We start from the raw sequence: 24,127 nt of genomic DNA, 5'->3' as shown, positions 1-24,127 counted from the left end.
CTATAGTCTGCCCCCTTGAGTTAGCCAAAACCAGCACATTCTTGAGGCAAGATGAAAATCAACGCATTAGTCGCACATGACGCGGCACAACCCTTAACATCAGGCCAGGTTTCGCTGCGCTCGTTACAAAAGCAGGATGTCAAAATCGAGATCCTTTATTGCGGCGTGTGCCACTCCGATCTCCATATGGCGCGTAACGAATGGGCGGTCAGCCAATATCCACTGGTGCCGGGACACGAGATAGTCGGGCGAGTCGTGGAGATCGGGGACGAGGCCACCCATTTTAAACCCGGCGATATCGTCGGCGTGGGCGTGATGGTCGACTCCTGCCGCGAGTGCCATTTCTGCAAGCACCACGAAGAACAATACTGTGAAGCGGGGTTTACCGCGACCTACAACGGCATTGATAAATATACCGGCGACAGCACCTGGGGCGGCTATGCGCAGAGCGTGATTGTCGATCAACATTTTGTTGTTTCCGTACCGCGAAACCTGTCGCTTGCCGGGGTTGCGCCGCTGTTGTGCGCGGGCGTGACCGTATGGTCGCCGCTGCGCCATTTCAACGTCAATGCAGGCGATCGCGTTGGTGTCGTGGGGCTGGGGGGGTTAGGCCATATGGCCGTGAAGCTGGCCAGTGCGATGGGGGCGGAAGTGACGCTGTTCACCACCTCCCCGGAGAAGGGCGAAGATGCCCGTCGTCTGGGGGCAAAACAGGTCGTGGTATCGCGCGATGCCGCGCAAATGGCTGCCTGCCGAACCTCGCTGGATTTTATTATTGACTGCGTAGCGGCACCGCACGATCTGGATCCTTATCTGGCAACGCTGAAAACCAATGGCCGCCTGGTGTTGGTGGGTATTCCTGACCAGCCGCACGACTCGCCGAATATTACGCCCATGGTGTTTCGACGTTTAAGCATCAGCGGTTCGTCGATTGGCAGCATTCAGGAAACCCAGGAGATGCTGAATTTCTGCGGCGAGCACAATATTACCGCCGATATTGAAATGATCGGTGGCGAGGATATCGAGGCTGCCTTCGGCCGTATGCTTAAGGGGGACGTTAAGTACCGCTTTGTGATTGATATGCAGGCTACGCGCTGGTAGCGGAGCGGCCGTTCCTGGCCGCCCGGTGCCATGATCGAACTTTTGTAACAAGCAGGCAGATAGAAACTGTTTTGTCAGTTGCCAGCCACAGATACGCTCACTCCGCCGCAAAAAACGGTGGTAGTGAGTGTCGTGGTCGCCTGAACTGACATAAGCATGCTCCAACCCTGGTTGTTTATATCGGAAATAAAAAATAGCACATATCCGGATAGAACACGGTGTTTTGAACGTGCCTCAATATCCTGCCCGCACTTCGCTCATTGCGGACCTGACGGCCTTTCAGTCTGGCCGCTTAGTGCCGGAAGCGGGTCAGTGATGTCCCGCGCCCCGAATATGATCCGACCCTAATCGGGAATAACCGGCGTTTGAAATCGCGATGGCGAACGGTCACGTCTTATGAGCCGGCCAACCCTTCGACAATGGTGATCATCGCCTCGGCGACGTCTGCGCGCGCGGCCCGCGCCTGCCGGTACTCTGCGGAGTGGTAGCAGGCCAGCGCGCTCTCCATATCCGCGAATTCAATCAGCACATGTTTAGCAAAGGATGGGCCCTCCAGCGTCTGCGCTTCGCCGCCGCGGGCGATAAAGCGTGCGTTGTAGCGTTTGAACGCCGCCGGGGCCAAATCCATATAGTGTTGATAGTGCTCGGGGTCGTGGATGTTCACGTGGGCAATCCAATATGCGGCCATATTTACTCCGGTCTGGAAAGGATCTGTTTTGCCAGTTGAGAAGCTTCGGTGAGGTGATCGTACACCGCTTGCTTGGCCTGCGCCGGGTCGTTGCCGGCAATGGCGTCATAGATGCGCGACATGCGTTCAAACCCTGCGACCTGCCGTTCTGGCGACGCCAGCGTCAACGCTCGTAAGCGGCTGATGCGGCTGTTCAGGCGCTGAACAATTTCCCAGGCGATAGTGTGTTTGGCGACGTGGAAAAGGGTTTCATAGAACGCCTGCGACGCTTCCACGCGCTTGATGTCGTCCTGCTCACGTGACGCCTGGGCAATTTGCAGCAGCTGTGTATGCAGGCGCTTTTTGTCCTCGTCATTGGCCAGCTTCGCGCAGTCCCGCGCCGCTTCCTGCTCCAGCAGCATACGGATGTTGTAGATCTGTTCGGCGCTTTCCCAGTTCAGTACGGCGACGATCGGCCCTTTTTTCGGTAACGTCTCGATAAGCCCCTCCGCTTCAAGGTAGCGAATCACTTCCCGCACGACGCTGCGGCTGACGCCAAGCTGCTCGGTGAGCTGGCGTTCCACCAGGCGATCGCCCGCCTTGAAATAACCGGCGATAATCGCCTGACGTACTTTGGTCAGCGCCAGTTCACGTAGGGTGACCGGGACGTTCTCAATTTTTAGCGAATGGTTATCAACCATCAAATCCCTCTGTGTTTATCTAATGAGTCAAAAGCGGCGGCACGGCCCGCAGAGGAGAATAGCTTTACTATTAGCACCCTTTTGTAAAGCGATGCAATGTGGATCCGTCAAGGCCGACTGCGCTTTTCGCCCTGGCGAAAAGGGGGGAAATTGCGCTGGCTCACAAATCTGCATTCTGCTGAAGAAAAAATCATCACTTTCCTGCCGCAATCCTAATGTCTTGATTTTAGTCCATTTCAACCTGCCGATTGACGGGTTGTCGTTGCCTCACCCGTTGCGTGCCGTTGCTGCTGCCGTTCGCGAAACATGATTTCATAATTCCAATTTAAATCATGTCGTTACGTTTTTTCTGCCGCTCGTTTCATTGAATGATTCAAGCTTATTGGTCTGTTTGTATGATGGTATACCATATTTTGACATGTTAATTTCGTCGATGCTATACCACTCACGAAACATTTAATTAGCAATTCATTAACCTTGTTGAGGAGAGAGCATGCATCCCGCGATTCGTAAAACAGTAGTCACCACCGAAACGCTGTACGTTGATGGTGGAAAAGCGGCGGCAAAACCGCTGGTGATGATTGCCGCAGCGGCGGTGATCCGCAACCCATGGGCCGGGCTGGGGTATGTTGACGATCTCTCGCCGCAAATCCGCGAGTTCGCGCCGATCCTCGGCGAGCTGCTGACCGGGCTGATCCTTAAAGAAGCGGGCGGCGGCGAGAAGGTGGAAGCGTTCGGCAAGAGTGCGATTGTGGGCCTGGAAGGTGAGCTGGAACATGCTTCGGCGCTGATCCACACCCTGCATTTCGGCAACCACTACCGCAGCGCGGTGCAGAGCAAAAGCTATCTCGCCTTCAACAACACCCGCGGTCCGGCGAATTCGCCGGTATTGATTCCGATGATGAACAAAAACGACGAAGGCAGCCGCGAACACTACCTGACCATGCAATTCAACATCAGCGACGCGCCGCGCCATGACGAACTTGTCATCGCGCTGGGCGCGGCGTTAGGGGGACGCCCTCATCATCGAATTGGCAACCGTTATTCCGATCTGAAAGAGTTAGGCCATGATGCGCAAAACCCAGCTGCTGTCTGATAGCCAGATGCGGGTCAGCTATCTGGAAGCGGGGGAAGGCGCGCCTCTGGTGCTGCTCCACGGCGTCGGCATGAACGCGGCGTCGTGGTACCCGCAGATAGAAGCGTTAAGCCGCGATTTTCGGGTCATTGCCGTCGATATGCCGGGCCATGGCGAAAGCGAGGCGTTTACCCGCCCCGTCACCTTAACGGATTACGTGGCGTGGCTGTCCGATTTTCTCCGTACCCGGCCGGAGGCGCGTTTTGCCGTCGCCGGCCACTCGATGGGGGCGCTGATTACCGCCGGGCTGGCCATTGACCATTCTGAACAGGTCAGCCACGCCATCGTCATGAGCGGCGTTTACCGCCGCAGTGAAACGGCCCGCCGCGCCGTACTGCAGCGGGCCCGGGAGCTGGCGGCAGGAGAAGCGCTGCTTGATTCGCCGCTTGCGCGCTGGTTCAGCGATGACGCTCATGAGGCCGCGCTGCGCGAGCAGGTTGGCGGCTGGCTCAGCCAGGTCAATCTGCAGGGCTATGCGGCAGCCTATCAGGCTTTCGCCGACGGCGACCGGGTCTACGCTGACCGATGGCAGGAAATGCGCTGCCCGGTACTGGTGCTGACCGGCGAACTGGACGCCAACTCCAATCCGCAGATGGCGCGTGAGATGGCCGCCGCAGCGCCGCAGGGGCGCGCGGTGATTATTCTCGGCGCGCGGCATATGGTCAGCCTGACCGATGCGCCGCGGGTGAACCATGAAATGCTGAGCTTTTTGCGGTACGGCTCGGCAGTACAGGGCAACAGAACTGAAATGGCAGGATTCTCTTATGCAAACAGATAAACGCAGACAACTTCGTGATGCATTCGGCGCATTCATGACCGGCGTCACCGTCGTCACCAGTCGCGACAAAGCGGGCGCATCGATTGGTTTTACCGCCAATTCGTTCTCGTCGGTATCGCTGGATCCGGCGCTGCTGCTGGTCAGCATCGATAAGCGCTCGGCCAATTTCGGCAACTTCACCGAGTGTCGGTTTTTTGCGGTCAATATTCTTTCTGAACAGCAGAAAGAGACCGCCAATATTTTCGCGCAAAAGGTAGAGGATCGCTTCGGCATGATTGACTGGCATGTTAGCGAAAACGGCACGCCGATTATCGACGATAGCTCGGCCTGGTTCGACTGCGCGCTGCATCAGGTTGTGGACGCCGGCGATCACGCGATTCTGATCGGTCGGGTCGAAGGCTTCGACTCTACCGGTACGGCGGGGCTTGGCTACTACCGCGGCGCGTATTTCACGCCGTATCACAATGCGGAAGCGCTGATTCATCGTCTGAGCGTGGAGGTGAGCGCGCTGATTGAGCTGAATGGCCAGGTGGTGATGGTGCGACAGGAAGGGAACTATCGTTTGCCGACTCGCAGCGTCGCGAAAGGCAGCGTGAGCGATACCCTCAATACCCTGATGGGCGAGCTGGGCGTCAACGCCAGCCCGGGCTTTGTCTACTCGGTGTATGAAGACCGGCAGAATCATAAGCAGCACATCGTGTTCCTGTGCGCCCTGCCGACCGAAGCGGAACTGCCGACGCTGCAAAACGCGCAATGGTTTGATCTGGAAAACCTGTCGGCGTTACCGATTGGCGATTCGGCCCTGAAGTCGCTGATGAACCGCTTCGTTCGCGAAAATGCGGTGGGCAACTACAGCATTTACTACGGCGATGAGCAGAACGGCGCTATCAAACAATTCGCTAGCTGAAGCTAATCTGGAGCCTCTGATGAAACTGTCACTCTTTATCCATATGGAACGTATCTCGCCGGATGAGCCGCAGGATAAGCTCTACAACGAGATGATGGCGCTGTGCGAAATGGCCGACGAAGCGGGTATGCACGCAATCTGGACCGGTGAACACCATGGAATGAATTTCACCATCGCGCCGAACCCCTTTATCAACCTCGCCGATTTAGCCAACCGCACCAAAAATGTGCGGCTGGGCACCGGCACGATTATCGCGCCGTTTAACCACCCGTTGCGCCTCGCCGGGGAAGCGGCGATGACCGACATCATTACCGGTGGTCGCCTGGAGCTTGGCATCGCCCGCGGCGCCTACCACTACGAGTACCAGCGGCTGATGCCCGGCCTCGATGCCTGGCAGGCCGGGCAGCGGATGCGCGAGCTGGTCCCGGCGGTGAAAAAATTGTGGGAAGGCGATTACGCCCATCAGGGGGAATTCTGGCAGTTCCCTTCCGCCACCTCGTCGCCGCAGCCGAAACAGCAGCCGCATCCGCCTATCTGGATTGCCGCACGCGATCCTAATAGCCACGAATTCGCCGTGACCAACGGCTGCAACGTGCAGGTGACTCCACTGCATCAAGGGGAAGAGGAGATTGTGCGCCTGGCCGAGTGCTTCCATGAGGCGCGTCAGCGTCTGGCTCCGGGAGAACCGCTAAAAATCATGCTCCTGCAGCATGGTTTTGTGGCGGAAGACGAAGCGGACGCCCAGCTCGCCGCCCAGGAGTTGAACCGTTTTTACAACTATTTCGGCGCCTGGTTTAAGAACGAGCGCCCGGTCAGTAAGGGGCTGATTCAGCCGCTGAGCGATGAAGAGATTGCCGCCAATACCTACTATTCCGCTGAAGCGATGCGCAAAAACCTCGCTATCGGCACGCCGAATGAAATCATCACCCGCCTGAAGAAATACGAGGCGCTGGGCTACGATGAGTTTGCGCTGTGGATCGATAGCGGCATGTCGTTTGAGCGCAAGAAAGCGTCATTGACGCGCTTTATTCGGCAGGTCATGCCCGAATTTCATTAACAGGTGCAGAGATGGAATCGTTCAAACTCTATATTGACGGCAATTTTGAATCCGGCGCGGCCTGTTTTTCGTCGCTGAACCCGGCGACGGCGCAGCCGTGGGCGGAAATCGCCGAAGCGCGCGGCGATGAAGTGAATCGCGCGGTGGCCGCCGCAAAACGCGCTTTCCATGATCCGGCCTGGCGCGGCCTGACCGCCGGCGCGCGCGGCAAATTGCTGCTGAAGCTGGCTGAGCTGGTTGAGCGCAACGCCGATGAGCTGGCGCGTATTGAGACCCTCGATACGGGCAAGATCATCCGCGAAACCCGCGCGCAAATTGCCTACGTTGCCGAGTATTACCGTTATTACGCCGGCCTGGCCGACAAAATGGAAGGGCGCACGCTGGCGATTGACAAAGCGGATACCGAGACCTGGACGCGGCGCGAGCCGGTCGGGGTGGTCGCCGCGATTATCCCTTGGAACAGCCAGCTCTTTTTGTCGGCGGTGAAAATCGGCCCGGCGCTGGCGGCCGGCTGTACGCTGGTGGTGAAGGCGGCGGAAAGCGCGCCGGCGCCGTTGCTGGCCTTTGCACGCCTGGTGGCTGAAGCCGGGTTTCCGCCCGGGGTATGCAATGTGATTACGGGTTTTGCCGAAGCCTGCGGAACGGCGCTGACGACCCACCCGGATGTCGACCATATCGCCTTTACCGGCGGCCCGGAAACCGCGCGCCATATCGTACGCAATAGCGCGGAAAACCTCAGCAAAACCACGCTTGAGCTGGGCGGAAAGTCGCCGTTTATCGTCTTTGAGGACGCCGATCTGGATAGCGCGGCGAACGCGCAAGTCGCGGCGATCTTCGCCGCATCGGGGCAGAGCTGCGTCGCGGGTTCGCGCCTGCTGGTGGCGGAAAGCATTAAAGATAAACTGCTGGCGAAGCTGGTCGAGCGGGTTGAACGCATCGTGATCGGCGCGCCGGATGATGCGGCGACGCAGTTTGGCCCGCTTTGTACCCAGCGCCAAAAAGCGCTGATCGAGCAGGTGGTGAATCGCTCTCTGGCGCAGGGCGCGCGCCTGGTGTGCGGGAATCAGGCCATTGACTCTCCCGGCTATTACTATCCGCCGACCATCCTGGATTGCTCGAAGGTGCCGCAGGCTGAAAGCGTAGTGCGCGAGCTATTCGGGCCGGTGCTCTCGGTGGTGGCTTTCCGCGACGAAGCCGAGGCGATTCGTCTGGCTAATACGACCGACTATGGCCTGGCGGCAGGCGTCTTTACCCGTAATCTGGCCCTGGCCCACCGCGCCACGCGCGACCTGCGCTGCGGCGTGGTGTGGATTAACACCTACCGGATGGTGTCGCCGCTGGCGCCTTTCGGCGGTTATGGCCTCTCCGGCCACGGCCGGGAAGGGGGAATGGAAGCGGCGCTGGAATTCACCACGACCAAAACGGTGTGGTTACGCACCAGCGACGAACCTATCGACGATCCCTTTATCATGCGCTGAGTCCCGCTTTCTCAGCCGCCGTCGCGCTATGGCCGGCGCGACGGGCAGCCGCCGAGTTCTCATGATGAGACGCGTCGTCGCGGCCTTAACGGAATGGCCCCCGAAGCCTGTTTTTCCAGGGATCATGATGATCTCGGGCCCGGCCGCGCTCTTTTAGCCATCTAACCCCTACATATAAAGAAAAAGTCCCCACTAACGGAGGATAAAATGTCCCGGAGTCAAGTAATCGAAAATAAGACGGTGGACTATGTGCCGGAAAGTGAACGGCACGGTCAGGCACGCAGCCTGTTCACCCTGTGGTTCTGTACCAATATCGCGCCGCTGGCCGTGGTCACCGGCGCGATATCGACCCAAACTTTCCATCTGAATGTTCTGTCGGCTATCAGCGCGATCGTTGCCGGCCATATGTTTGGCGGTCTTTTCCTGGCGCTGACCTCAGCGCAAGGGCCGCGCGTCGGTATTCCGCAGATGGTGCAGAGCCGGGCGCAGTTCGGTCGTTACGGCTCCCTGCTGGTGGTGGTTTTCACCAGCGTCATCTATCTGGGCTTTTTTATTTCTAACGTCACGCTCTCCGGCAAGGTGATTAATAACGTTTTACCCGCCATACCGCTGACCGGCGCGACGGTGGTCGGCGCGATCGCCGCTACGCTTATCGGCGTAGTGGGCTATCGGTTCATTCACCGAATTAATAAAATCGGTGCGTGGGTGATGGGGAGCGCGCTGGTATTGGGGCTTGGGATCATGCTCCTGCAGCCGCTGCCGGCGGCGTTCTGGCATCAGGGTACCTTCAGCCTGAGCGGCTGGTTCGCCACCTTTTGTATCTGTGCGGTCTGGCAGATGAGTTTTTCTCCTTACACCTCTGATTATTCGCGCTATTTGCCGGCGAACATCGGCGTGTTTAAACCCTTTATCTGCACCTGGCTTGGCGCGTGCTGCGGCACGATCCTGGCATTCCTGGTCGGCGTCGTGGCTATCAATGTCGTGGGCGGCGAGGGCGATGCGATGGCGGCGGTGCGTCAGGCGACCGGCTGGCTGGGGCCGATTTTGATGGTGCTGTTCTTGCTCAATATTATCTGCCATAACTCGATGAATTTGTATGGTTCGGTCCTGTCGTTGATTACCGCCGTACAGACGTTTCGTCCTGACTGGCGCCCGGATGCGCGCGTGCGGGTGGTGGTGTCGGCCATTGTTCTGGTGGGCGGCGTGCTGGTATCGGCGGTGGCGGCGGCCAATTTTGTCGCTTTTTTCCTCAATTTAATCTGGGCGCTGATCGGCGTATTGATCCCATGGTGCGTCATCAACCTGCTCGATTTTTACGTAGTGAACCGACAGCGTTATGATATTTCGGCTATTTTCAGCGCCGATGGCGGCCGTTACGGGCTGGTGAACACGCGGGCGTTGGCGATCTATTTTGGCGGCGTACTGGTGCAGGTTCCCTTTGTCGAGAATACGTTTTTCACCGGGCCGTGGGCACATCTGATCCCCGGCGCCGATATCTCGTGGATGATTAGCCTGGTGGTGACCAGCGCAGCATATTTGTATTTTTACCGTCGTGATACTTCGCTGCATGCGATGCGCGGCAAAGATCATCTGTTCTTCGGTGAATCGTGACTTTTCAGCGGCAGGCCCCTCGCTCGGGGAAGCGAGGGGCCTGCCGGAGCTCTGTTTCCGAATGGCGCAGGCGTTCTGATCAGGATCACGCTCTCCGTCGACCTCTGCGCCCCGCCAGCGTGCAGAGCCCCAGGCCACGCCGGCGACCGTCGAAAAGGTTGCCGCCGCGCAATAAGCGGCTATCATCTTTCCTTTACGCCCCTGGCGCCTCTGAAAGGATTGTCCGCCGCTATGCCCGTGAATTTTGATCTCAACGATCTCTATGCCTTCCGCGCGCTGGTTGAATACGGTAATTTTCGCCTTGCCGCGGAATCCATCTGCCTGTCGCAGTCGGCATTGAGCCGCAGGATAGAGAAGCTGGAATCCGCGCTGGGCATCAAGCTGTTCGACAGAACCACCCGGCGCGTCACGCTGACGCTGTACGGGCAGACCTTCGCCGAGCGTTCAGACCAGCTGCTGGCGAACGTCGAGTCGGTATTGGCGGATGTCAATAAGGCCAGCCAGGATCGCGTGGGGCTGGTCACCGTCGCTACGGTGCCCTCGGCGGCCTACTATTTTATGCCCGACGTGATCCGCCGCTTCCAGGCCCGCTATCCGCGGGTACGGGTTAAGCTTATCGACAGCAGTGCAGGCAACGTCATTGAAGCGGTTGCCAGCGGTCAGGCTGACTTCGGCATCTGTTTTGCCCGGAACCTGCAGGCCAATATCGAATTTCTGCCGCTGGTGGGGGATGTCTACGTGGCGGCCTGCAGGCGCGATCATCCCCTCGCCGGCAAGAAAAGCCTGACCTGGCGCGAATTTTACCAGCAGGATTACGTGGGGCTGGATAAGACGTCCGGTAACCGCAATCTGCTCGATAAGATGCTGGAACACATCATTCCCGAGCGGCCCAGCATCTGCGAAACCCGCCATGTGACGACCATGCTGGGCATGGTCGAAGCGGGCGTCGGCATCGCCGCCGTGCCCGCCATGTCGATGCCGCCGTCAGAGCATTCGGTGCTGACGCACCTGCCGCTGACCGACCCGGTGGTGAAGCGTACGGTCGGCCTGATCCGGCGCAGCGGGCGTATGCAGTCCTACGTTGCCGCCGGGCTGGAAAAGTTGATCACTGAACGGTATCACGCCGTTTAACCGGCAGTTCGGCCTTCACGGATCGCATGCCGGTGGCGCGAATGCTGTCTTGCGCCTCGGCGGAAGCCAGGAAATCCAGCAGCGCCCGGCCTTCCTGGCGGTGTTGTGCGTCGGCGGTGACCGCGCCGGCAAAGCGGGTAACGTACTGCACATTTTCCGGCAGTTCGCCAATGAAGGTGACGCCCGGCACGGGAAGCAGTTCACTCACCTGCTGGAAACCCAGCGCATATTTTCCTTTCGCCACCTCCGACGCCACCGGAATACGCTCAATCATATGCGCTTTCCCTTTCATCTTGTCTTCAATACCCAGCTTTTTGAACAGCTGGCCGCTGACGTAGCGGCCGCTGGCGCTGTCGGAATAGGCGATGGATTTGGCCTGCAGCAGGGTATTGCGCAGCTCCGCCTCCTGGTTGATATTGGGTTTGGCGTCGCCTTGTTTGACCACCATACCAATCGGCGAGTCGGCCAGTTCCACGCGTGAACCCGGCTGGATCCGGTTATCCTTTGCCAGATTTTTCAGCGCATCGCCCACCATAATCACCACGTCGGCGTTTTCGCCGCGCGCCAGGCGCGCTGGGATCGCCTGAGGCGTCTTGCCCATCGAAGGGCCGGAGACCACAATGATGTGGTCGCCGCTCCTGGCTTCAAACTGCGGGGCCAGTTTTTCCAGGGCGGCTTTAAAGCCGCCTGAAATCATGACGGTCACGTCTTTGGCCTGCGCGCCGGTGCTGATGCAAGACAGTGCCAGGGTGGCGAGGAGCGAACGATAAATTTTTTGCATGGCGTAATCCCTGATTAACGTGCGGTTTGTAGTGACAACGCGCTGCGGCGGTACAGATAAAGCGTCGCCAGCAATGCGCATACGGCGGCAAAGCTCATCCAGTAGCCGGGTGAGGCCTTATCGCCGGTGTACTCGATCAGTGCGGTGGAAATAACCGGGGTAAATCCGCCAAAAACAGCGGTTGCCAGGCTGTAGGCCAGCGAGAAACCGGCCACCCGGACCTCCACCGGCATGATCTCGGTTAACGCCGGGATCATGGCGCCGTTGTATAGGCCATAGAGGAAAGACAGCCACAACAGTACCGTCAGCATCATGGAAAAGCTGGGGGCTTCGGCAAGCAGGCTAAGCGCCGGATACGCAGTGACCAGGGCCAGCAGCGCCATGGCGACCAACACCGGCTTGCGGCCAAAACGGTCAGACAGGGCGCCGCCTACCGGCAGCCAAAGGAAGTTGGATACCGCAACCAGCAAGGTCACCAGCAGGCTGTCAGAGGCGCTGAGCATCAGCACTTTCTTACCGAAGGTCGGTGCATATACGGTGATCAGATAAAACGCGGTGGTGGTCATGGCGACCATCAACATGCCGGCGATAACCACCTGCCAGTTCGCCAAGAGGGTTTTAAACACCTCGCGCATCGCCAGGTGGTTGCGGCGGGCGGTGAACGCCTCGGTTTCTTCCAGCTTGCGGCGCAGGAAAAAGATAAAGGGCACAATCAGGCAGCCGAACAGGAAAGGCAAACGCCAGCCCCATTCGCGAATGGCGCTTTCTTCCATCACGGCATTCAGCGCGAAGCCCATGGCCGCCGCCACCATAATGGCCACTTGCTGGCTGCCGGACTGCCAACTGGTGTAAAAGCCTTTACGGCCCGGCGTGGCGATCTCGGCCAGGTAAACGGATACGCCACCCAGCTCGGCGCCCGCCGAGAAGCCTTGCAACAAACGCCCGGCCAGCACCAGCAGCGGCGCCCAGAGCCCGATCGCTTGATAGGAGGGGATGAGCACAATCAGGAAGGTGCCGGCCGCCATGATCGACAGGGTAACAATCAGCCCTTGGCGTCTGCCGACTTTATCGATGTACGCGCCCAGCACGATCGCGCCGATAGGGCGCATCAGAAAGCCGGCGCCAAAGACCGCGAAGGTCATCATCAACGAGGCGAATTCACTGCTGGCCGGAAAGAATGTATGGGCGATGTAGGTGGCGTAAAAGCCGAACAGGAAGAAATCAAATTGCTCCAGAAAGTTGCCGGAGGTCACGCGCAGTATCGCGCCGGCTCTTGCCCGAGCCGTCATGGGGGGGGTAGGGGAATGCATCTTTATCTCCAGTTGGTCATTGGCGTTTTTGCCGCGCCTGTTGCTGCAGACTGGATCAGGAAAATAAAGTAAATAAGCGCAATAAACTCATGGGCCGATGCGTTCGGCGCATGAATCGACGTTAACAATTGGATGCGATGGGCTGTAACGGGCCATTAACAAGTTTGCCCGGTGCAATCTTGTTGGTGACGGGCTAAAAACTTCCTGCGTGTTTTGTGACGGGGTTCATATAGGGCGCGGGGGGGAAATGAGCGCTTGGCCCCGCGGAGTCCCCCGGAATTGAGCGGGAGCAAGCAGGTTTCAATGTGCAATCATCAGCGCGTGTGGCTTTCGGCGAGGTCGTTACCTGATGCCGAAGCGCATCAGTCTAGCGTGCGCTGGTTTTCCGTTCGGCAAAATAGTGCGCGGGCGTGCTGCCCATGGTTTTTTTGAACATGGTGATAAACGCATTGACCGATTCATACCCCAGATTCGCCGCCACGTTTTGTACCGATATGCCACTGGCCAACTCCCGAAGGGCAATGATCAGATGCAGTTGCTGGCGCCAGCGTCCGAAGGTCAGCCCGGTTTCGCGCAGCATCAAACGCGCGAGAGAACGTTCGCTGAGCGCCAGCCGTTTTGCCCAGGCTTTGAAGGTGCTGCGATCGCCAGGGCAACTGACCAGCGCATCGGCCATGGTGCGGATTTTAGGATGCGACGAGACAGGCAGGCTCAGCTTCTGTTGCGGCATGGTGGCCAATTCATCAAGGGTCACTCTGGTCAGCCTGGCGACATGGCTTTCCGACGGGTAATCGACGCCCTCGCAGGTTAAGCGATCAACTAATTCTTTGATCAGCCCGGAAATCGCCAGGGTGCAGCATCGCTCCGGCAGTGCGGCGGCCCCGGGTTCGATAAACAAATAGTTGAGATGCGCATTCCAGGTGGCTTTGGCGCTGTGCGGAATTCCGCCGGGGATCCAGACGGCGCAATCGGGCGGCACGATCCAGATGTCATTTTCCGCGCGGCAAATCACCGCGCCATACAGGGCAATAATGAGTTGCCCTTTGCGATGCGTATGCACCGGCACTTCTGCGGCGTAGTCAACGAAATCCAGATGACGCGCTACCGCCGGGCAGGGGGTGGAGTCAGGGTCAAACAACGTATTGGCGAATTGGGATATCATGTCATTGGCAACATTTAGGTATTTTTTGACAGAATAGAGTATTTATTGGCATGTGCAAGCCGGTAATAATCACCGGCATGAGCAAAATCCACTTCAGACACTTTCCGTTTTTACGCGCGATTGGCCAGGCGTTCTGCCGCATGGGCCCGGCCTCGCCCGCGATGCTGAATGATGCCAATGCCTTGCTGTATTCTGCGCGGAGTTTTGCCGCAGCGATGCTTGCGTACTATGTTGCCCTGTCGATTGGCTTGGAGCGGCCTTCCTGGGCAATTATCACCGTTTATATCGTTTCGCAAACATCGGTCGGCGCGTCGCTGAGCCGGAGCCTCTATCGCTTGGTGGGAACCGTGGTCGGTGCGGGCGCGACCGTTTTTATCGTGCCTGCCTTCGTGAATATGCCCATCTTTTGCAGCGTGATACTGACAGGCTGGATCACCTTCTGCCTCTATTTATCGCTGCTTGAACGCACGCCCCGCGCCTATGCCTTTGTGCTGGCCGGTTACACCGCAAGCCTGATTGGTTTTCCCGCCGTGTTCGATCCCGGCGCGATTTTTAACATTGCCATTGTGCGGGTGCAGGAGATCATGATTGGCATCTTCTGCGCTGCGCTTATCCACCGTTATGTGTTGCCCATGCGGATCTCAGGGCTGTTCAACAGCAAGCTATCGCAGACGCTGGACGCGGCGCGACGGCGGGTTGCCGACACCTTGGCAGGCAAACCCGATGCGGCCTCGGGGCCGTTGCACCTGGCGCTGGCGTTACAGTTCCTGCAGGGCATCAGCCATCACATTCCTTATGACTTCGCGCTCTCCGTACCGGTCAGGCAGGCCAGAAAAGAGATCCATGACCGGCTGGCGCGATTGGTCATCGTGAACTGCGAATTACGCGATCGGCTGCGGATGATAGCGGTGATGCCAACCGATCTGCAGTCATTGCTGGGCGATGTTCAGGCCTGGTTTGCCTGTGAAGACGCGGGAAAACGCCACCGCGCGACAGCTGCGCTTAAAGAACGCAGTGAACAATCGGCTCGGTTGCACCTGGCGCAGATGCTGACGTTTGAAGACGCGCTGCGGGTGAGTTTTGTGCGTTATCTGACAGAGGCCATTCTCATACTGCAACAGTGCGATCGCCTTTCTGACGCCATTCGTCATCCGCAATCCGCGTCAGCGCAGACGGAAGACCACGCGGTAAAAGGCTATGTTTTCCATCGCGATCCCCTTAGCGCCGCCCGCACTGCGCTGGGCGCTTTCACCATCATCCTGAGCGGCTGTCTGGTCTGGATTTACTCTGCCTGGCCTGATGGCGGCACGGCGGTCTCGATCCTCGGCGTCTGCTGCACGCTGTTTGGTAGCTTCGACACGCCGGCCCCGCATATTGTGAAATACATCATCGGCTCCGTCTGGGGGGTGGCGATTAGTTTGATCTACAGCTTCGCCCTGTTGCCGCAAGTGAGTGATTTCACCGTGCTGGTTGCGGTCTTCGCACCGGTATATCTGCTTGCCGGATCGCTCCAGGCCAGGCCGCCCACCACGTTTATGGCGATGGGGATCACCCTGACGCTGCCCATTTTGTGCGAGTTGGGTGCGCACTACAGCGGAGACTTTGCCGCGGCTGTCAACACCGCCATCGCGTTATTTTCCGCGACCGGCTTCGCCGTCATCAGCATGAGCCTGCTGCAAACCGTGCAGGCAGATGCGGCGATAAACCGCCTGCTGAAACTTTGCCGGCGGGACATTCGGCGTAGCGTGAAAGGCACGCTGAAAACCGATGAAACCCGTTGGACCAACCTGATGATCGACCGGGCGGCGTTGTTGGCGCCGCGTTTGCAGCGCAGCGGGCCGTCATCCGAACTGGCGCTTAACCACCTGTTGCACGCGCTGCGTATGGGTCTTGGCGTGATGCATTTGCGCCGATGTAAGCCACACGCGGGCACTGAGATGAGCGAGCTGTTTTCTCTGATGATCCGCGCGACGGACACCGAAGCCTTGCGCATGCGTATTACCGCTATGACCGAGCGCTGTTTGCCTGCGTCAGATGAGCCCTCGCGCCGGTTTGTCGCCGGGCTGGTTGATCTGTACTGCGCGTTAAGCGAGCGGAAAAAGGAGCTCGCCGATGATAAATGACATCAATATCGGGGGTGTTTTTATTCCCGGTTTGCTGATGACTGCGCTCGCCACCCTCGTCTGCACGCTGTTACTCGGGCCGCTTTTTTCCTTCAGCAGGCTTTACCGCCGTTTGCCTTTTCGCCCGCTGATTGATTTCTCCCTCTATATAGTTACCTTTTTCCTGCTGTTGCAGAGTCTGACCACGCCGGGGTTATTTACATGAAATCTTTACTCTCCCTGTTAGGCCGATATGCGCTGACGCTAAGCGCGGCGGTGATGGCTACCTTTCTGGCTTTTATTATCTGGAAACATTACGCGCAAACACCCTGGACCCGCGATGGCCGGGTTCGCGCGGATGTGGTGCAGATTGCGCCGGATGTTTCCGGGCCGGTGATGAGCGTGGCTGTCCGCGACAATCAGTGGGTTAATCGTGGGGATATGCTCTATTCCATCGATCCGCACTGGCTGAAGCTGGCGGTGGTCAGCGCGCAGGCCGATGTTGAGGCTAAACGTCATGAAATGTTGATGCGCCAGGACGCGGCCAGCCGACGCGCCAAGATAAAAGGGATGATTTCCGGCGAAGATTTACGGCAAACAGGCAGCGCGGCCAGCGTCGCGGCGGCCAATTATCACGGCGCGTTGGCCGCGCTGGAGCTGGCGCAGCTTAACCTGTCTCATGCTACCGTCCGATCACCGGTTGCGGGCTATGTCACGCATCTGCGGCTTCGCCCTGGCGACTATGCCGCGGCGGGAGAAACCAAAGTCGCCATCATAGATGCGCACAGTTTCTGGGTGGTGGGCTATTTCGAAGAGACCAAGCTGCGCCATATTCGCGTGGGAAATACTGCGCATATTTCGCTGATGGGACGTGAGCCGGTGATCGTGGGGCATGTGGAGAGTATCGGGCGTGGAATTGGTGACAACAATGACGAAACGGGCGGGCTTGGCCTGCCAGAGGTCAATCCCACGTTCAGCTGGGTGCGACTTGCACAGCGAGTGCCGGTACGCATCCAGATAGACACATTACCTGAGGGCATTGTGCTGGTGGCAGGATTATCTGCGAGTGTTTCCGTCATGCCTTAAGGGCTCATCCGGGGTGGTTTTATCAATACGTCGCCACCAGACAATGCAATCGTATTTTTCATGGATAGCTGGGAAAGGGCACCGCGTCGCGTTCACCCATGAAGAACAACTCAGCCCGCCTGGCGGTTTGGCAGCGTTAGCGATTGATTGCAGCGCTAGCCGCGGACCGAGTTGTTTCAGGTTATCGACAGCTTGGCGACGTTATTTAGCCAGAAGCTCTTTTCGGACGATTTCCGCGCCTGCATGTAAAGCGTCCAGCTTGCCCCTTGCCACCGCGCGCGGCAAAGGGATCATGCCGCAGTTCGTACAAGGGTAGAGCTTGTCGGCGTCGACGAACTGCAGCGCTTTGCGCAGCGTGGCGGCAACCTGCTCCGGTGTTTCAATGGTATTGGTCGCCACGTCAATCGCCCCAACCATCACCTTTTTACCCCGAATGAGTTCCATTAGCTCCATGGGAACATGGGAGTTTTGACATTCCAGCGAGATGATATCGATATTGGATTTTTGCAGTTTTGGAAAAATCTCTTCGTATTGTCGCCACTCCGATCCCAGCGTCTTTTTCCAATCGGTATTGGCTTTGATGCCATAACCGTAGCAAATGTGTACGGCCGTTTCACATTTAAGCCCTTCGATGGCCCTTTCTAAGGTGGCGATCCCCCAGTCGTTCACCTCATCGAAGAAAACGTTAAAGGCGGGCTCGTCAAATTGGATGATATCGACGCCGGCGGCTTCTAATTCCCTGGCTTCTTCGTTGAGAATTTTAGCGAATTCCCAGGCCAGTTTTTCGCGGCTTTTATAGTGGTTATCATACAGCGTATCTATCATCGTCATCGGGCCAGGCAGGGCCCATTTAATGGGTTGGCTGGTTTGTCGGCGTAAAAACTTGGCATCTTCGACAAAAACCGATTTTTGACGGCTGACGGGGCCAACGACCGTCGGTACGCTCGCATCGTAGCGATTGCGAATTTTAACGATCTCGCGTTTCTCGAAATCAACGCCGTTGAGGTGCTCAATAAAGGTGGTGACGAAATGTTGGCGCGTTTGCTCACCGTCACTGACGATATCAATACCCGCCTGCTGTTGATCTTCCAGGCACAAACGCAGAGCATCTTGTTTGCCGTCGATCAATTCCTGGTCCTGCAATTTCCACGGGGACCAAAGCGTCTCAGGCTGGGCCAGCCAAGAGGGCTTGGGCAAACTGCCGGCGGTCGACGTCGGTAATAACTTTTTCATAATGGATGACCCTGTATCTTGGTTAATCAAAGAGCGCAATTAGCGGACCACTGCTCAAGAATGTTCTGGTATGGTTTAATAAATTTCTCTTCAGTGAACTTACCCTGCTCAATGGCCAGATGGCTACGTTCTTCCCGATCATAAACCACGCGAGTTAAAGAATAATCCTGTTGATTCAGGCTTGGCCGATAGCATTTTCCTGCCGCAGAGTTGGCATTGTAAATCTCGGGCCGGTAAATTTTTTGGAAAGTCTCCATCGTGCTGATGGTGCTGATAAGTTCCAGATTGGTGTAATCGCCGAGCAAATCGCCGTTAAAATAAAAAGCCAAAGGCGCAACGCCGTTGGGCGGCATAAAGTAGCGAGCCTGCAAGCCCATTTTATTGAAGTAGGCATCGGTCAATGAAGGCTCGTCTTGCTGATATTCCACGCCCAATACGGGATGCTCATTACCCGTCCGATAATAGGTGTTTTTACTGGAAACGCTCAGGCATATCACCGGCGTTTTAGTAAAGTTATCTCTGTACGCCTCCGAGTTGACGAAGTGCTTGAATATATTCCCATGCAAATCACCAAAACTATCGGGAATGCTGAATTCAGACCGGTTCTTGTTGTGCGCCGACAACAATACGCTAAAGTCATAGTCGCGCACGTAAGAAGAGAAGTTATTCCCTACAATACCCTCAATGCGCTGGTTGGTTTTTTTATCGACGATGTTGGTTTTTAATATTTCAATCACCGGGAAGCTATTGCCATTGTCTTCAAGACGCATTTCAACAGAAATGATTTCAAGCTCGACAGAGTAACGATCGCCTTTGGGGTTGTCCCAATGCGCCAAACTATTGAAACGATTGTTAATCATCACCAACGTGTTGCGCAGGTTCTCCTGGCGGTCTTTTCCTCTGGCCAAGTTGGCAAAGTTGGTGGTGATCCGCGTATTTTCAGATGGGTTATAATGCTCATCGAAAAGACTGCTCTTAATCGTAAATGTAAAATCGTTATTCATCGTAGTCTTGCATCCTGAGTTCTGATATGAAAACTGAATTTACTTATTTATTTTCCAGAGAACTGACTGGTTTTCTCATGCATCAGTCTTCATGTTGTCAATAAGTTAACATTGCATAATTTATGCCAGAGCCATTGGATGAGTGAAAGCGACTTAATTTCATTACCACATGAGTCATCTTCATGATCCGGGTGCGGCGGATGCCGCAGGGGCTGCAGCCCTTGGCGTCACGTCCGGCTGGCGATGTCGCTGGAGCAGTAACGCGAGGCCGTTTTCTCACCGCCGTTATCAGGTTCGGATGGTGTATGGCGAAGCGTAAGCCGCGTTTTATCTGAATTTCCGCCCCCTGAATGGCAGATTCCCGATTCCTATGTCAGCCTTATTTCGTCGCCGGTCGGCGACGAAATAATAATGAAAAGGCATGGAGGAGACATGGGCAAGCTCTGGGGGCAGCGCACGCTGCCGGTCAAAACACGGTTATCGCGACTGCATATTGCGTTGACCATGGCAACGCTGTCGATGGCCGGCGCGGCCGATGCGGTTTACGCTGACGAAGCTATTCTGGATGGCGATCGCCATATTTCTCATTCGGTTTCTTATGACGGGAAGGTGATCGTCGGCGCGGTGGATGTCAGCCATTTATTGATCGACGGCGGCACGTTCAGCGCCGATCAGCTGGTTATTGGCTCGAAAGGCCAGTCGCAGGCGAGGGTGCGGGTCAGCAACGGCGCCAAATTGGTGAATGACGAAGCGACTATAGCGTACGGTGTTGACGATACTCAGTATGAGCAACGGCCGCAAGCGGTGATTAGCGGTCAGGGCAGCGAGTGGCGGGTTAACAATAAGCTGGCTGTTGCGGGCGTGTTGGATGTGCTTGGCGGCGCAAAGGTCAGCGCCGGAGCTTTGGCGATCGCGTCTCAGCCCTGGGAGGGGAAAAAGGCGGCGGATATTTACGTCGGCGGCGCCGGCTCGCACCTGCATGTTGACGGGCGGGCGGAAATTGAGAGTCTCTCTTTGGTTGACGGCGGGCGCTTCAGTACCGATAGCAAGAAATTATATGCCTCGGGGCTGCTGGTGATCGGCAGTCGCGGCTCTTTTAATGGTTCTGACAAGTATAGTTATGACTTGAATATAGGGACCGACCTGACGCTGGGCCAGGCTCAGGCCCCCGGGGTTTTGGACTCCGATATTGTGATAGATACCGGCACTGATGGGATGTCGAGTTATTGGGCTAACGGGGTGGTTTTCAATCACACCTCGAATGATTACGAACTTGCCAACGTTATCTCCGGCTACGGCTCGCTGGTCAATGTGAGCGGCCAGACGACATTGACGGGCGATCTGCGAGATTTTATTGGGCACGTTATCGTTAAAGGCGGCAAGCTTACCGTCAACAGCGATATGGCGCTGGGGTATGAGGACGAGTGGCTGATCAGATACCAGGAACTGAGCGTAGAGAATGGCGGGACGCTGGTTCTGAACGGCACCATGGGCTTTTTGGGTACGCGCGGCACCGGGTTCTCAAGCCATGTCTTTGTGAGGCCGGGCGGCGTACTGGCCGGCGATGCGACGGTCGGCAGGACACGGGTGGAGCAAGGCGGCCATATTTCTCCCGGTGACGGCGGTATCGGCAAGTTTACGATAAAGGGCGATGCGATCTTCAATGACGGCGCGTTCTATGATGTGGATATTGCCGCAGACGGTCGCAGCGACAGCGTGGCGGTGGCCGATAAGACGACGATAGGCAAGGATGTCAAGGTGCTGGTGAATGCGCTCGATCCGCATACCAGTTACCAGAACGGGCAAAGTTACCGGATATGGACGACTAACAAAGGCTACGAGGGGATGTTCAGCGAAGCGGTGTTGGACTCCGCCTTTTTGGATGCGTCACTGACGAACGATGAAAAATATGTCGATCTGACTATCCGGCAGAAAAACGCCGATGGTAATACCGGCGGCGACGACGGTAACCACGATGGCGGCAACCACAACGGCGACAGTCATGCCGGAGGCGGTGATGGCGATAGCCACAATGGCGGCGGTAATGACGGCCATACCGACGGTAGCCCGAACGCGCCGGGCATCTTCCAGACGGTGGCGACCAACGACAACCAGTGGAACACCGCCGGTGCGCTGAGCTCGCTGGCGCAGCTGGGGCCGTCGCTCGGGCTGTACAACTCGCTGCTGATGCTGAATGCGACTCAGGCGCGCGAGGCGTTTAACCAGTTGTCCGGCGAGCAGTATGCGTCGGTGCAGTCCAGCCTGCTGCAGAGCGGCACGTTGGTCGGCAATGTGGTGAACCAGCATATGCAGACGATGTTCGACGACGACAGCCTGACGGTGCCGCCGCTGGCGATGAGCCTGGTGCAGGGGGCGGAGCGCGAGCGCAGCGGTGCCTGGGGGCAGGTGTTCGGCAACTGGACGCGCAGCAAGGGCGACAGTAACGTCGGCAAGCTGGACAGCAACACCGGCGGTTTCCTGGTGGGCGCGGACCGTGAACTGAGCGAAGGGGTTCGCGCCGGCGCCTATGCAGGCTACAGCCGCACCCATTTCGACGTTGACAGCCGTGCGTCTTCGGGCCATAGCAACAACTACCATCTGGGTCTGTATGGCGCGGGGCAGCGCGACGCGCTGGCGCTGCGCGGCGGCCTGGGTTACAGCTGGCACCGGATTGAGAGCGAACGCAACGTCGGCTTCGGCGGCTATCGCGATCGGCTAACGGGGGGTTACGACGGCAATACGCTGCAGGCGTTTACGGAGCTGGGCTACCGGCTGCGTTATGAGTCGGCGAGCGTGGAGCCGTTCGTCAACCTGAGCTATGTGCGTCTGCATACGGATGCGGTGCAGGAGCAGGGGGGCGCGGCGGCGCTGAGCGTGAAGGATGAGACGATGAACACCTTCTACTCGACGCTGGGCCTGCGCGGCGCGACGGATATTCCGGTATCGGGCGTTGATGTGACGCTGCACGGCAACCTGGGCTGGCAGCACGCCTACGGCGACACGGACACCTCGGCGCAGATGGCGTTCGCCACCGGCGACAGCTTTGCCACCAAGGGCGCGCCGGTGGATAAGGACGTGGCGGTGGTCGGCGTCGGTCTGGACGTGCCGCTGACGCGTTCGACGCGGGTCGGCGTGTCCTATCAGGGGCAGTACGGTTCGCAGCTGCAGGCCAACTCGGTCAATGCGCAGCTGACGGTCACCTTCTAACGCGCCGTTGCTCGCGTGCGAGCTGCCCGTTTCTCTGGCAGCTCAATCAACCGTGCTCTGAATTTCGCCGCCCGCGTGGCGCATTTCCCCTTATTGGGTCGCGATGGCGGCCCAATAAGGGGAATCTATGGTGTATGCAGAGGGGAAAAACGGGAGGGGGTAAATTGAGACCTATAGGCAAAAAGCCCGCTCAGGTTTCCCTGAGCGGGCTTCTCTAATATGGCTCCTCTGACTGGGATCGCCTTTGCCATTAACTGGCTAATAAATAAGCTAAACCTGAATGCCCTGCTTGTCAAGACCACCAGAATGACCACCTTTTAAGGCTCAATCGCGAGGTCTGGAGTGTGAAATATGAGGTTGAATCTTAGGCTGAAGAGTATTCTGTACGTTCTGTTGTGGATCATTATCTACCTGATACTTGCTCCACCTGCCAAAAACATAAATAATGTTAATTCTCTACGCGATCATACCAAGCTATAATAGTTGTCCATGATTTCTAGAGAGAATTTACTGTCTATATGGACAGGTGATCATGATCTTAGGGTTGATAGTGATTAAGTTAGGATGGCGATGCCCAGTATGATGATATGAACAGTATTTTTGAAAGAGAGCATGCCAACATCCAAGTACTTTCACTGTTTTCTGGCGGTGGTGGTATGGATTTTGGTATTGAATCAGCCGGAGGTCAGGTTGTTTTTGCAAATGATATTGTTGAAAACGCTTGTAAGACTTTAGAGACGTATTTTCCTGAATCAGAAGTCAGGCTTGGCGATATATCAAATATCAAAAATTTCCCACATGTTGATGTTGTTGTTGGCGGCTACCCTTGCCAATCGTTTTCGATGGCTGGTAATAGGAAACCTGATAGCGATGCTCGAACGAATCTCTATAAGCAATTTTTGCGTGTATTGAATATTGTTCGCCCAAAATATTTTGTTGCAGAGAATGTGTCTGGTTTGCAGCAGCTTGGCGCAGGTGGTTTTTTAGAACAACAGCTTACAGCATATCAACAAGCTGGATATAAAGTTAGTTATCATATTGTTAACGCTAGGGAATATGGTGTTCCACAATCACGTAAGCGTTTATTTATTATCGGTGTTAGAAACGATTTAGGACAATATTTTGAATTTCCTCCTGCAACACATGGTAAGCCGAGCCAGAAGAATCCTCATTTAAAACCTTACTCATCACATGGTGATGCTATTTGTGATTTGCCTTTATGGCCCGAAGGAGAGTTCTATGAACGCCCTCATGACCCTGAAGGTCATTTTTCATGGTATTTCATGTCGAGGAATCGTAAGGCAAAGTGGGATAGCCCAGCTTATACAGTGGTAGCTAATTGGCGGCATGTTACATTACACCCAGCAAGCCCAGTAATGAAACTCACATGGTCAAATCTTGATGATGGCTGGAAACAGCGCTGGGATTTTTCCGATGAGTATGAACACTTGGCAGTAGATGGGACCCGCCCGATATTGGAACAGGCCAGACGTTTGTCGTGGAGAGAATGTGCCAGGATACAGACCTTTTGCCACGATTATGAACCAGTAGGGGATATTGATGCCAAATTTACCCAAATAGGTAATGCAGTTCCCCCTATGTTAGCTGAGGTTATTTTTAGCCATCTTTTTTCAGGCGCAGGCTTGAAAAATCTTTCTATAAAAAACAGGTGATAC

General features: G+C 56.6%; 21 protein-coding genes. 13 read left to right on the top strand and 8 right to left on the bottom strand.

The genetic code is table 11. The features are described from left to right. Positions 1–51: 51 nt before the first annotated feature. Positions 52–1,101, top strand: coding sequence for an NAD(P)-dependent alcohol dehydrogenase (locus CKW09_RS16535; RefSeq protein WP_095098440.1), 1,050 nt, complete (start codon positions 52–54; stop codon positions 1,099–1,101). A gap of 394 nt (positions 1,102–1,495) precedes the next feature. Here CKW09_RS16535 and CKW09_RS16530 read toward each other — a convergent pair whose 3' ends face one another. Next, positions 1,496–1,789, bottom strand: coding sequence for a DUF1330 domain-containing protein (locus tag CKW09_RS16530; protein ID WP_061795916.1), 294 nt, complete (start codon positions 1,787–1,789; stop codon positions 1,496–1,498). A 2-nt stretch (positions 1,790–1,791) separates the two neighbouring features. Then, positions 1,792–2,469 carry a GntR family transcriptional regulator gene (locus CKW09_RS16525; RefSeq protein ID WP_061795918.1) on the bottom strand — a complete coding sequence of 226 codons (678 nt, stop codon included), beginning with the start codon at positions 2,467–2,469 and terminating at the stop codon, positions 1,792–1,794. Positions 2,470–2,962: 493 nt separating this feature from the next. Here CKW09_RS16525 and CKW09_RS16520 point away from each other — a divergent pair, with 493 nt between their 5' ends. The 7 genes from CKW09_RS16520 (at position 2,963) to CKW09_RS16490 (ending at position 10,566) form a co-directional block, all read left to right on the top strand. Beyond that, positions 2,963–3,565 carry an amino acid synthesis family protein gene (locus CKW09_RS16520; protein WP_061795920.1) on the top strand — a complete coding sequence of 201 codons (603 nt, stop codon included), beginning with the start codon at positions 2,963–2,965 and terminating at the stop codon, positions 3,563–3,565. Beyond that, positions 3,537–4,382, top strand: a complete 846-nt coding sequence (locus CKW09_RS16515) for an alpha/beta fold hydrolase (RefSeq protein WP_061795922.1) — start codon at positions 3,537–3,539, stop codon at positions 4,380–4,382. The genes CKW09_RS16520 and CKW09_RS16515 overlap by 29 nt, the downstream gene beginning before the upstream one ends. Then, positions 4,369–5,289 (top strand): flavin reductase family protein, encoded by a 921-nt coding sequence (locus CKW09_RS16510; RefSeq protein ID WP_061795924.1) that lies wholly within the window; start codon positions 4,369–4,371, stop codon positions 5,287–5,289. Before CKW09_RS16515 ends, CKW09_RS16510 begins: the two co-directional genes overlap by 14 nt. Before the next feature lie 19 nt (positions 5,290–5,308). Continuing rightward, positions 5,309–6,346, top strand: a complete 1,038-nt coding sequence (locus tag CKW09_RS16505) for an LLM class flavin-dependent oxidoreductase (RefSeq protein ID WP_061795925.1) — start codon at positions 5,309–5,311, stop codon at positions 6,344–6,346. Positions 6,347–6,357: 11 nt separating this feature from the next. After that, positions 6,358–7,824 (top strand): aldehyde dehydrogenase, encoded by a 1,467-nt coding sequence (locus tag CKW09_RS16500; protein WP_095098433.1) that lies wholly within the window; start codon positions 6,358–6,360, stop codon positions 7,822–7,824. 207 nt (positions 7,825–8,031) lie between these two features. Beyond that, a complete protein-coding gene (locus CKW09_RS16495) occupies positions 8,032–9,435 on the top strand; it encodes a purine-cytosine permease family protein (protein ID WP_095098430.1) in 1,404 nt (467 codons plus the stop codon). Positions 9,436–9,666: 231 nt separating this feature from the next. Then, positions 9,667–10,566: a LysR family transcriptional regulator gene (locus tag CKW09_RS16490; protein WP_095098428.1), complete on the top strand. Its 900-nt coding sequence runs from the start codon at positions 9,667–9,669 to the stop codon at positions 10,564–10,566. Here CKW09_RS16490 and CKW09_RS16485 read toward each other — a convergent pair. The 3 genes from CKW09_RS16485 to CKW09_RS16475 all read right to left on the bottom strand — a co-directional run bounded on the left by CKW09_RS16485 (position 10,541) and on the right by CKW09_RS16475 (position 13,819). Beyond that, positions 10,541–11,347, bottom strand: coding sequence for a substrate-binding domain-containing protein (locus CKW09_RS16485; RefSeq protein WP_095098425.1), 807 nt, complete (start codon positions 11,345–11,347; stop codon positions 10,541–10,543). The two genes, CKW09_RS16490 and CKW09_RS16485, sit on opposite strands and share 26 nt — an antisense overlap. Before the next feature lie 14 nt (positions 11,348–11,361). After that, positions 11,362–12,657: an MFS transporter gene (gene tcuC / locus CKW09_RS16480; protein WP_061795932.1), complete on the bottom strand. Its 1,296-nt coding sequence runs from the start codon at positions 12,655–12,657 to the stop codon at positions 11,362–11,364. A 367-nt stretch (positions 12,658–13,024) separates the two neighbouring features. Beyond that, a complete protein-coding gene (locus CKW09_RS16475; protein ID WP_095098422.1) occupies positions 13,025–13,819 on the bottom strand; it encodes an AraC family transcriptional regulator in 795 nt (264 codons plus the stop codon). A 77-nt stretch (positions 13,820–13,896) separates the two neighbouring features. Here CKW09_RS16475 and CKW09_RS16470 point away from each other — a divergent pair, with 77 nt between their 5' ends. Genes CKW09_RS16470 through CKW09_RS16460 form a run of 3 tightly spaced genes read left to right on the top strand, consistent with a single transcriptional unit; the run spans position 13,897 to position 17,007 of the window. Continuing rightward, positions 13,897–15,942 carry an FUSC family protein gene (locus CKW09_RS16470; protein WP_095098419.1) on the top strand — a complete coding sequence of 682 codons (2,046 nt, stop codon included), beginning with the start codon at positions 13,897–13,899 and terminating at the stop codon, positions 15,940–15,942. Then, positions 15,932–16,147 carry a DUF1656 domain-containing protein gene (locus CKW09_RS16465; protein ID WP_095098416.1) on the top strand — a complete coding sequence of 72 codons (216 nt, stop codon included), beginning with the start codon at positions 15,932–15,934 and terminating at the stop codon, positions 16,145–16,147. Before CKW09_RS16470 ends, CKW09_RS16465 begins: the two co-directional genes overlap by 11 nt. Continuing rightward, positions 16,144–17,007, top strand: a complete 864-nt coding sequence (locus tag CKW09_RS16460; RefSeq protein WP_095098412.1) for an efflux RND transporter periplasmic adaptor subunit — start codon at positions 16,144–16,146, stop codon at positions 17,005–17,007. Before CKW09_RS16465 ends, CKW09_RS16460 begins: the two co-directional genes overlap by 4 nt. 201 nt (positions 17,008–17,208) lie before the next feature. Here the strand turns inward: CKW09_RS16460 and CKW09_RS16455 are convergent, their stop codons facing one another. Then, complete coding sequence (locus CKW09_RS16455; RefSeq protein ID WP_061795984.1) at positions 17,209–18,240, bottom strand: methionine synthase; 1,032 nt, start codon at positions 18,238–18,240, stop codon at positions 17,209–17,211. Between the two features lie 26 nt (positions 18,241–18,266). Next, a complete protein-coding gene (locus tag CKW09_RS16450; RefSeq protein ID WP_061795933.1) occupies positions 18,267–19,244 on the bottom strand; it encodes a DUF1852 domain-containing protein in 978 nt (325 codons plus the stop codon). Positions 19,245–19,676: 432 nt separating this feature from the next. On the opposite strand from CKW09_RS16450, the gene CKW09_RS16445 reads away from it, so the two are divergent. After that, positions 19,677–22,451 (top strand): autotransporter outer membrane beta-barrel domain-containing protein, encoded by a 2,775-nt coding sequence (locus tag CKW09_RS16445; protein ID WP_095098408.1) that lies wholly within the window; start codon positions 19,677–19,679, stop codon positions 22,449–22,451. Between the two features lie 125 nt (positions 22,452–22,576). Here the strand turns inward: CKW09_RS16445 and CKW09_RS24895 are convergent, their stop codons facing one another. Beyond that, positions 22,577–22,765, bottom strand: coding sequence for a hypothetical protein (locus CKW09_RS24895; RefSeq protein ID WP_095098404.1), 189 nt, complete (start codon positions 22,763–22,765; stop codon positions 22,577–22,579). 273 nt (positions 22,766–23,038) lie between these two features. On the opposite strand from CKW09_RS24895, the gene CKW09_RS16435 reads away from it, so the two are divergent. Beyond that, on the top strand, positions 23,039–24,124 hold the full coding sequence (locus CKW09_RS16435) for a DNA cytosine methyltransferase (protein WP_095098394.1): 1,086 nt from the start codon (positions 23,039–23,041) through the stop codon (positions 24,122–24,124). Positions 24,125–24,127: the final 3 nt, after the last annotated feature.

This window comes from Serratia ficaria (genome assembly GCF_900187015.1).
GTDB lineage: Bacteria > Pseudomonadota > Gammaproteobacteria > Enterobacterales > Enterobacteriaceae > Serratia > Serratia ficaria.
This window is presented reverse-complemented; position numbering and strand designations above follow the sequence as displayed.